The organism is Polaribacter sp. HaHaR_3_91 (genome assembly GCF_019278525.1).
In the GTDB taxonomy this organism is placed as follows: Bacteria; Bacteroidota; Bacteroidia; order Flavobacteriales; family Flavobacteriaceae; genus Polaribacter.
In genome coordinates, this window is the sequence record NZ_CP058986.1 from 1,444,670 (window position 1) to 1,455,000 (window position 10,331).

At 31.3% G+C, this 10,331-nt stretch carries 6 protein-coding genes and 3 tRNA genes; 7 read left to right on the plus strand and 2 right to left on the minus strand.

All coding sequences use genetic code 11. The features are described 5' to 3' along the window. Positions 1–7: 7 nt before the first annotated feature. Positions 8–1,252, plus strand: coding sequence for a lipopolysaccharide assembly protein LapB (locus H0I27_RS05975; RefSeq protein ID WP_218732945.1), 1,245 nt, complete (start codon positions 8–10; stop codon positions 1,250–1,252). A gap of 57 nt (positions 1,253–1,309) precedes the next feature. Here H0I27_RS05975 and H0I27_RS05980 read toward each other — a convergent pair whose 3' ends face one another. Then, a complete protein-coding gene (locus tag H0I27_RS05980; protein WP_218732946.1) occupies positions 1,310–2,080 on the minus strand; it encodes a C40 family peptidase in 771 nt (256 codons plus the stop codon). Between the two features lie 37 nt (positions 2,081–2,117). After that, positions 2,118–3,296 carry an acetyl-CoA C-acyltransferase gene (locus tag H0I27_RS05985; protein WP_218732947.1) on the minus strand — a complete coding sequence of 393 codons (1,179 nt, stop codon included), beginning with the start codon at positions 3,294–3,296 and terminating at the stop codon, positions 2,118–2,120. A gap of 134 nt (positions 3,297–3,430) precedes the next feature. Here H0I27_RS05985 and H0I27_RS05990 point away from each other — a divergent pair, with 134 nt between their 5' ends. The 6 genes from H0I27_RS05990 (at position 3,431) to H0I27_RS06015 (ending at position 9,817) form a co-directional block, all read left to right on the plus strand. After that, positions 3,431–5,494, plus strand: a complete 2,064-nt coding sequence (locus H0I27_RS05990) for an HD family phosphohydrolase (protein ID WP_218732948.1) — start codon at positions 3,431–3,433, stop codon at positions 5,492–5,494. Between the two features lie 104 nt (positions 5,495–5,598). After that, a tRNA-Ser gene (locus H0I27_RS05995) sits at positions 5,599–5,680 on the plus strand. Positions 5,681–5,695: 15 nt separating this feature from the next. Further along, positions 5,696–5,770, plus strand: a tRNA-Pro gene (locus H0I27_RS06000). Positions 5,771–5,800: 30 nt separating this feature from the next. Beyond that, a tRNA-Arg gene (locus H0I27_RS06005) sits at positions 5,801–5,874 on the plus strand. A 255-nt stretch (positions 5,875–6,129) separates the two neighbouring features. Then, complete coding sequence (locus H0I27_RS06010; protein ID WP_218732949.1) at positions 6,130–9,105, plus strand: ATP-binding protein; 2,976 nt, start codon at positions 6,130–6,132, stop codon at positions 9,103–9,105. 82 nt (positions 9,106–9,187) lie between these two features. Further along, a complete protein-coding gene (locus H0I27_RS06015; protein ID WP_218732950.1) occupies positions 9,188–9,817 on the plus strand; it encodes a porin family protein in 630 nt (209 codons plus the stop codon). Positions 9,818–10,331: the final 514 nt, after the last annotated feature.

The window sequence follows — 10,331 nt, forward strand, 5'->3', positions numbered from 1 at the left end:
TAGTAAAATGAAAAATCAAATATTAGCGTTAACAGTTGGTTTCTTATCAATAGCTTCTTTTGCGCAAAAAGATGAAATTAAAGCTGCTGAAAAGGCAATAAAAAAAGGTCAATTTAAAGAAGCAAAAGCAGCATTGGCTGGTTTAGAGGCTACAGAAGATTCAATGGATTCAAAATATAAAGCAAAATATTTCTTTTTAAAGGGATCTGCTTATGGTAAATCGAATGCAGAGAAAGCGGCGGCAGCTTATAATAAATTAATTGCTTACGAAAAGGAAATAGGGAAGCAGAAATACACTAAGGAAGCAGAGCCTAAGTTAAATGAATTGGTACAGTTTGTTTCTAAAAATGCAATTAAAGCATACAACGAGCAAGACTATAAAAATGCAACAAGTGATTTTTATTTAACATACAAATTAAGCCCTAAAGATACTTCTTTCTTATATAATGCGGCTTTAAGTTCTTCTTTAGCTAAGGATTATGATGGGGCTTTAAAGTATTATAAAGAGTTACAAGATATTAACTATACAGGTATTTCAACTCAATATATTGCTGTTAATAAAGAAACAGGTGAAGAGGAAGATTTAGGAACTAAGGCTAATAGAGATGCAATGATTAAGTTTGGGAAATATACAAACCCAAGTGATAAAAATACCGAGTCTAAGCAAGCAGAAATCATTAAAAATATTGGTTACATATACGTAAATCAAGGTAAACCAGAATTGGCTGTTGAAGCTTTAGAAGAAGCTAGAAAATCTAATCCTAAAGACATCAATTTATTATTAAACCAAGCTCAAATGTACATTGAACTTGAAAAAATGGATAAATTTGGAGAGTTAATGAAAGAGGCTGTAGAAATTGATCCTACAAACCCAACGTTGTTTTTTAACTTAGGTGTTGTAAATGCTCAGGAAGATCATATTGAAGAAGCAATTGGATTTTATGAAAAAGCGATTGAATTAGATCCAGAATACGGAGATGCTTATTTAAATTTAGGAGTTACTATTTTAAATAAAAGAATAGCTGTTATTAATGAGATGAATGAGAATTTATCGAATGAAAAGAAATATACAGAATTAGAAGGTGAGTTAAAAGTTATTTGTAAAGAAGCTTTACCTTACATTATTAAAGCAGATAAGCTTGATAGAACAGAAGGAACTGTAAGTTCTTTATTAAATATTTATGATACTTTAGAGATGACTGCTGAAGCAGATGCTTTAAGACCAGTTTATAAAGAGATGAGAGGTCAATAATTAAGACTTTTAATTTTATAAAAAAAAACCGAAACTAATTTTAGTTTCGGTTTTTTTTTATATCATTTTTTTTATGATTCTTAACTTATGTGTATGTTTTTGAAGTTCGGCATTAAAAATACCACTATGATCTAAAGTGTCTATTCTTACTTTGCCATGGGCGTGTATAATATGGTAGTCACTTAAAATAATACCAACATGAATAATTTCTCCTTCTTCATTATCAAAAAAAGCCAAATCACCAGCTTCACTTTCTTCTATAAAACTTAAAACTTCACCTTGTGTAGCTTGTTGATTAGCATCTCTTAAAAGTCGGTATCCACAAAGCTTATATACCATTTGTGTAAAACCAGAACAATCAATACCAAAAGGTGTTTTTCCTCCCCATAAAAAAGGGGTATTTAAATAATTAAAAGCAGTTTGTGCAATTTTATGTTTAGATTCTTCTTCTGATAAAATAGCACCTTCATATGTGTATAATTCTGAGTTTATTTGAAGCTTACCTGCATTGTAGAAAGGCAAATTAGATCCTAAAGGAATGGTGGTTAACTCATTTTTACTATTGGTGATAAAATCAATCATTTCACCTGAAAAATATTGTTTCTCAGTTTTTAGTTTTGAATAGAAATCAGCAGAGATTTCTGTATACTGTTTATTATCTATAAATCCTTCATAGTTGTCAAAAGTCAAACGAATTTTACTCCATTCTTTCTGTTTTCCAGTCACTTCAAAAACTTCACCAAATAAAACTTGGCTAGTCATTTCTGATTGGTTTGATTCTTCTGCTCTTAAAGGAACAATGCTTAAATTACAAATGCCGTATAACAAGTTCTGGGTTTTGGTTTTTAATGTTAAATTAAATTTTTTACGAAATTCGCTCTATAACGAATGCACTTGCTCCACCACCACCATTACAAATAGCTGCAGCGCCAATTTTAGCATTATTTTGTTTTAATATAGAAGTTAAAGCAATTACTATTCTAGCTCCAGAAACTCCTAACGGATGTCCTAAAGAAACAGCACCACCATTTACATTTACTTTATCATCTGTAATACCTAAAATTTTCATATTTGCTAAACCAACAATAGAAAAAGCTTCGTTTAATTCAAAATAATCTACATCACCTATAGAAATATTTGCTTTTGCTAAGGCTTTTGGCAGTGCTTTGGCTGGTGCAGTTGTAAACCACTCTGGCTCATGTGCCGCATCTGCATAACTAATTACTTTAGCTAGAGGTGTAATGTTTAATTCTTTTGCTTTTTCTGCAGACATTAATACTAGTGCAGCGCCACCATCATTAATTGTAGAGGCATTGGCTGCAGTAACAGTTCCGTCTTTTGTAAAAGCAGCTCTTAAGGTTGGAATTTTATCCATTCTTACATTGCTGTATTCTTCATCCTCAGAAAAAATAATTGGTTCTCCTCGTCTTTGAGGAATTTCAACAGATACAATTTCATCAGCATATTTTCCATCACTCCAAGCTTTTGCAGAACGGTTATAAGATTGTATCGCAAATGCATCTTGATCTTCTCTAGAGAAACTATATTCAGTAGCACAAGTATCTGCGCAAACACCCATTGCAACATTGTTATAAGCATCTACTAAACCATCTTTTTGAAGTCCATCCTCCATTGTTATAGCTCCAAACTTAGATCCTCTTCTTGCATGTTGGTAGTGCGGAATAGAACTCATGTTTTCCATACCACCTGCAACAACAATATCAGAATCACCTAAAGCAATGGTTTGTGCTGCTAACATAATAGATTTCATACCAGAAGCACATACTTTATTTACGGTAGTACAAGGCACTGTATTAGGTATTCCTGCAAAAATGGCCGCTTGTCTTGCAGGCGCCTGACCTAAGCCAGCAGAAACAACATTACCCATAAAAACTTCTTCAACCAAATTAGGGTTTAAGTTTATTTTCTCTAAAGCTCCTTTTATAGCAATTGCCCCTAATTTAGGAGCAGGAATGGTAGATAAACTTCCCATAAAGCTTCCTATTGGAGTTCTAGCTACAGATACAATTACGACTTCTTTCATAAATATAGTGTTTATTTTGAGTAAGATTTGTTGTGCTAAATTAACTATTTTTAATCAATTTAGGTTTTATTATTCAACTTGAATTTTTGAGCTTAACTTTTTTATGGTAAGTTTGTAGTAAGAAGATATGTTCTATGAGTAATATAGTTAATAAACTTTACCAAAACAATGCCATTATTTATAAGGTAATTTTGTTTTTAGTTGCCACTATTGCAATTGTTTATTTGTTTCCAAAAGGAGGACAATTTAAATACGATTTTAATAATGGGCAACTTTGGAAATATGATAATTTATATGCGCCTTTTGATTTTTCTATTCAAAAAACTGCAGAAGAAATTGCATTAGAAAAGAAACAAATTTCAGAGAACTCAAAAGTTTATTTTTTACAAGATTTTGATGTTGAAAAGAGTGTAAAATCAAATTATAAAAGAAGGATTTCGCTATTAAAACAATCCGATTCTTTAAGTTCAGATGAAATTGTAAACATATCTAAAATTGGTCAAAATGTTATAGATAATATCTATAAACGAGGTTTTTTAGAGGTAGTAAGTCAAGAAAAGGTATCAAATAAAAACGAAATAGTTGCGCTTAGAAAAGGGAATGAGGTAGAAGATATATTGTTTAAAAACCTGTTAACGTCTAAAGAGGTTTTAGAAATAATTAGGAGTAATTTAGAAGCAGAAAGATCTTTTTATGGTAAAAAAATATTATTAGATTTATTATCAGAAATTATAAAACCCAACATCTATTTAGATACAATTTATACCGATAAAGTAAATGAAAATGCCATAAAAAATATTTCTTATACGAAAGGAATTGTAGAAGCTGGTAAATTAATTATCTTAAAAGGAGATATTGTAGAGGGAAAAAAATTAGCCATCCTAAATTCTTTAAAAACTGAATCTGAATCTCAGGTTTGGACGGACTCAAATTATAATTGGATTATTTTAGGGTATACAATCTTGGTTTCTCTTGCTTTATTGATGCTTTTATTATTCTTAAAAAAGTATAGAGTAGAAATATATGACAATAATAACCAGGTAACCTTTATCTTTTTCAATGTTTTTTTGATGATTTTTATACAAACGTTGGTTATTAAATATAATGCAGATTATTTGTATGTTGTTCCTTTAAGTGTACTTCCTATAGTTTTAAAAGCTTTTTTTGATGCGCGTTTAGGCTTGTTTACACACGTTTTAACAGTATTGCTTTTAGGGTATATTGTACCAAATAGTTTTGAGTTTATATATTTACATATCATTGCAGGTATGGTTACGATACTTACGGTTTCTGAGTTGTATAAAAGAGGTAACTTGTTTATTTCTGTAGCGCAAATTACGCTTATTTATATGGTAACTTATTTTGCTTTTTCTATCATTAAAGAAGGAAATGCCTCTCAAATAAATTGGAATTATTTTATGCTTTTTGCTGCCAATGGTTTGTTGTCCTTTTTGTCAATAATTATTATATATATGTATGAAAAGGTTTTTGGTTTGGTGTCTGATATTACTTTACTAGAGCTTTCTAATACAAATGCTAAGCTTTTAAGAGAGTTAAATGAAAAAGCTCCAGGTACGTTTCAGCATTCCATGCAAGTAGCTAATTTAGCAGAGGCAGCAGCTAATGAAATAGGAGCGAACTCTATGTTGGTTAGAACAGGTGCTTTGTATCATGATATTGGTAAAATATTAAACCCAATGTATTTTACAGAGAATCAATCTACAGGTGTTAATCCTCACAACGATTTATCTGCAAGAGATAGTTCTAAAATAATTACAGATCACGTTATTAAAGGAGTAGAGCTAGCTAAAAAGTATAAGTTACCAGATCGAATAATCGATTTTATAAGAACGCATCATGGTACAAGTTCTACCTATTACTTTTATAAGAAGGAACAAGAATTGAATCCAGATACAAAAGTAGATATAAAGAAGTTTCAATACCAAGGACCTATTCCTTTTTCAAAAGAGACAGCGATCTTAATGATGTGTGATGCATCGGAGGCAGCGTCTAAAAGTTTAACAAAACCAACAGCTTTGTCTATTAGTAATTTGATAGATAAAATTATAAGTAAACAAATGGCTGATAATCAGTTTTTGAACTCTAATATAACCTTTAGGGAGATAGAGATTATTAAGAAAGTGATCAAGAAAAAGCTGATGAATATCTATCATTTAAGGGTAGAATATCCAGAATAAAAAAAATAATTTAAAAAAAAATCAAAAAAGGCTTGTGTAATCCTTTTAATGTCTTAAATTTGCACTCGCAATTTCAAGGTTATGTTTTTAACGTAACGCCGAAAGGAGAGATGGCAGAGTGGTAATGCAGCAGATTGCTAATCTGTCGACCTTAGGGTCGCCAGGGTTCGAGTCCCTGTCTCTCCGCTAAGAAATTGCACTCGGGGTGTAGCGTAGCCCGGTCATCGCGCCTCGTTTGGGACGAGGAGGTCGCAGGTTCGAATCCTGCCACCCCGACACAGTTGGTCGTAACAACTTAAAAATTACGGGCTCTTAGCTCAGCTGGATAGAGCACCTCCCTTCTAAGGAGGCGGTCGAAGGTTCGAATCCTTCAGGGCTCACTTAAACCTTACTAGAAATAGTAAGGTTTTTTGTTTTATATAGGTTTTGTATAATTATAGGATCCACTTAATATTTTAGGATGAAACTTCAAATAAAAGGATTATTATAATTAATAGCTTAGCCTTCAATAACTAAGAATACAACCTTATTTTTATCATTAATTATAGCAACTATTTCATCAAGATTAAACAACGAAAAGTATATATTCGCACTCCATTTTTTTAATTTACTAACCTAGAATTCTAAATATATACATGAGCAACGTAAAAAACTGGTTAAATTATTATAAAAACAGTTTAACAGACAGTGAAAACTTAGCAGTAGACATTTCTAGAATTAAAAACTTATTTCATCAAAATTATTGCGATTTAAGCAAAGCAACCATTAGTGCTAAAAATGCTACTGAAATGCTTGATGTAGAAGAGAAAAGAATTAATAGGTTAAAAGGAGTTACTAAAAAAGATAGCGATAATTGGCATCAAGTATTTGATGCCGAAATTATTATAGCACCTTTTCAGTTAGATTTTCAAACAGACGATCCTAATTTTAAACAAAAAACAATTCACCCCTTTTGGATTACGGCAAGAGTAAACCGTTTAGGTCAATTATCTGCCCCAAGAGAAATATTTCCATTAATAGTTCGTAATTATTTAGACCCGATAGCGGAGGTTGGTAACGATTTTATTTTTTCATCCATAGAAACAATCGCAGAAGCTAGAGATTTAGAACAACCAGAAGTAGAGGAGGAAGAAGAGTTAGATTGGGCTTCTTATTGGGAGTATATTAGTTTAGTTTTTTCAGAAATTACTGGTATCGGTATAGAGGATTATAGGGCAGAAGGATATAAAACCAATAACAAAGTCACTTATTTTGCACGAAGTTCTAAAATATCAGCAGCAAAAAGCATTCTGTTTCTGTATGAGAATTTAATAAATGAAACAGAAGAACTTCCGTTAATTTCAAAAATAATAAACCCAAGAAACAGAGAGCGAAGAGATCCAATTACCGATAAAGGCTTTTTAGATTACAATCATTTGCATTTAGGGCAAATGTCTAACGAATTTCCGCTTTCTATTAGTCAGCGTAAAACTTTGTTGTCTTATTTAACAGCAGAAGAAAATGGAATTACAGCTGTAAACGGACCTCCAGGAACCGGAAAAACTACTTTATTGCAAAGTTTGGTGGCCACGGAAGTGGTGCGAGCTGCAATTAATGGAGAAGAAGCTCCTGTTATTTTGGCATGTTCAACAAATAACCAGGCGGTAACCAATATTATAGATAGTTTTATAAATTCTAAAAGTACTATGGGGAATTTAGCTGAACGCTGGATTCCTGGTTTTAATGGCTATGCTACGTATTTGCCATCAAGCTCTAAAAGTGAAAAATCTTTAAAAGATATTAATTATCTTAAAGGAAACATGTTTGGTAATGAAGGTACTTTGTGTGATTTAGAAAATGAGAATTATATACACGATGCCAAGAATTTCTTTTATAGTAGATATTTAGATTATTTTGGTTTCGGAGCTAATTCATTAGAAGATATCTGTAATCACCTGCAAGAAGAAATTTCGGTGATAGAAGATAATTTAATGGAGGGCGTTCAAATCTCTCAAGATTATTTATCCTCTATAGAAAAGGTGAATAATTTACTACTCAATAAGGAAAATCACATTAAAAAAAATGTAATTAAAATCTCAAAATTACAAGAGTGGAGAGATATTATTGTCAAGATAAAGTCGCTAGCTAAAGAAGGTAATTTTATCAACGAAATAAAACGTTATTTTAAAGTAGATTCAGAAGAAAATAGCAAAGACCAAGAACATCTTTTTATTATAAGTAAAGAAACTCTTACAGATGATAAAACAGCACTAGCCTTTATAAAAAAATGTATTACAGATTTTAATTTAGCGTTGTCATCAAACTTAAGGTTAAAAAACTGGAAATACTTAAATGAGATTACAGGCTATCCCTTTATTTCAGAAGAACAAATGTGGGAGTTCGAATATGAAAAAATGGATTCTAAAGATAAAACACATCGATTTTTTTATGATGAAATAGATTTAAGTTTACGTCACAAAGCGTTTTTATTAGCAACGCATTATTGGGAGGCAAGGTGGATTCTAGAAACAGAAGATGTTTTAGAAAATGAAACGGAAAAGGGAACTGGAGAAAAAACGGTCATTGCAAAATGGAAACGAAGAGCAATGTTAACGCCTTGTTTTGTGGCAACGTTATATACAGCACCAACACATTTTTTATTCAGCCAATTTCAAGGAGAGAATGAAAACGGAAAACCAATTTTCGAATACCTGCCGTTATTTAATTTTTTAGATTTATTAATTATTGATGAAGCTGGTCAAGTAACACCAGAAGTCAGTATTCCAATATTTTCATTAGCTCAAAAAGCAATTGTAGTAGGAGATTTAAAACAAATAGAACCAATTTGGTCTATTCCTCCAAAAATCGATTACGGAAATTTAACCGATCAAAATATTGTTACAGATCTAGCGCAAAAAGAATATCTAAATAACATTGGGTTTTTAGCATCAAGCGGAAGTATCATGAAAATGGCTCAAAATGCCTGCGAATATGAAACTCCATTAGTTACTACAAAAGAAAATGGATTATTGTTGTTAGAGCACAGAAGGTGTAATGATGAGATAATAGGATTTTGTAATGAACTAGCCTATGATGGTATTTTAAAACCGATGAAAGGGAAAGCGCATGAGGATCAGGTTTTTGCGTCCATGATGGCGTACCATGTAGAAGGTTATAGCGAGCGAAAGTTTAATAGTCGTCATAATATGAATGAGGTAAAAGCCATCATTTTATGGATCAATAGACACAAAGAAGATATACAAAAAGCGTATAATGTAGATAAAATAGAAAGTGTTTTAGGAATCATTACGCCTTTTGCTAGTCAGAAAACAGAACTTTCAAAAGCATTAATAGAATCTGGTTTTAAGGTAAACGAGATAAAACTAGGAACCGTTCATGCTTTGCAAGGAGCAGAGCGCAACATTGTCTTATTTAGTTCTGTATACACTAATGAAGACGAAGGTGTCCTGTTTTTCGATAGAGATAATAAACCAAACATGTTAAATGTAGCGGTATCCAGAGCAAGAGATAGTTTTATTCTCTTTGGAGATACCAGAATTTTTGATGAAACAAAAAGCACACCATCCGGAATTTTGAAAAAGCATTTAAATATGTTCGAAATGCCTACTTAAATTAATGTTGAATTACTTTTGTAGAGTAAGCTGTCTTGTTAAAGAAAAATAGTAAATTTTTAGTATTATAATAATATTTAGAATGAAAAAAGAAGTTGTAATTCTGTTTATACTTTTGATAACTAGTTCATATAATTTCGGACAATCTTCAATAAGATATTTTGTAAAAGGAGGTTTAAACCTTTCCAATACAAATTTTAAAGTGATTGAAAAAGGAGTGTCCTCAAGTAGAGAATTCGATAATCGAAAATCTTTTTATGTAGCAGCGGGAATTAATTTTCCATTAACAGAAGAAAAAGACAATATTTTATTACAAGTTCAATTGGCGTATTCAGAACAAGGATGGGTTTATAATTATACTGAACCAGGAGATTTTACCACGCACGAAATCAATCAAATTAATTTACCTATTTATTTAAAAGCAAGAGTTCATCATAATTTTTATTTTAACATCGGAACTTATTTAGGATATGTTGTACATTCGAAAGAGAAAAGCAGCCATAACCCTAATAGATTTGAAGTGGATGACTATAAAAATTTTGATTCGGGTTTACTGGCAGGTTTAGAATATCATTTTAATTTTGGATTATTTTTAGAAACTAAATATATGTTTGGTCTATCAGATATCTCTAAGGTCGCTTATCCTTCTTCGTTTATAGAGCATTCATATAAAAATAGAGTACTACAAATAGGTTTAGGTTACACGTTTTAAATTTTAATATTACATTTTTAGAGTGATTTTTTTGGGGTGTTCCCACGCCGAAAAAAGCGTGGTCGGGCTTTGCACTATATCTTTTTGTATGCTTATTTCTGCTATCGCATCAATAATCATATAAAAAGGATGCCGTTTCAATCCCTAACACAACAAATTTGCAGAATGAAGTTCCTTTTGAAGGTTTCCTCTTTAATATAAGTACTGGCTTAATACGCAAGAAACATTATAGATTACTTTTGCAATATTTAAGCAGAACTATTACCAAGACCTCACAGTTTTTAAAACCTGTGAGGTCTATTAGTTTTAATGAACTGACAATAAGTGTTTTCTTTTTAGGAGCTGTTAGTTTTCATATAGATTATATATAAGTCTCAACCAAATTCATCTTATTCGATACTATTTACCCAAACAAAATACCATAAACTACGTTCCTATGTATTAAAAAAACTTGCTTAATCGTTTTTTTAGAGTAGTAAGATGATAATGATCCTTTTTTTACCATTTGTAAAGC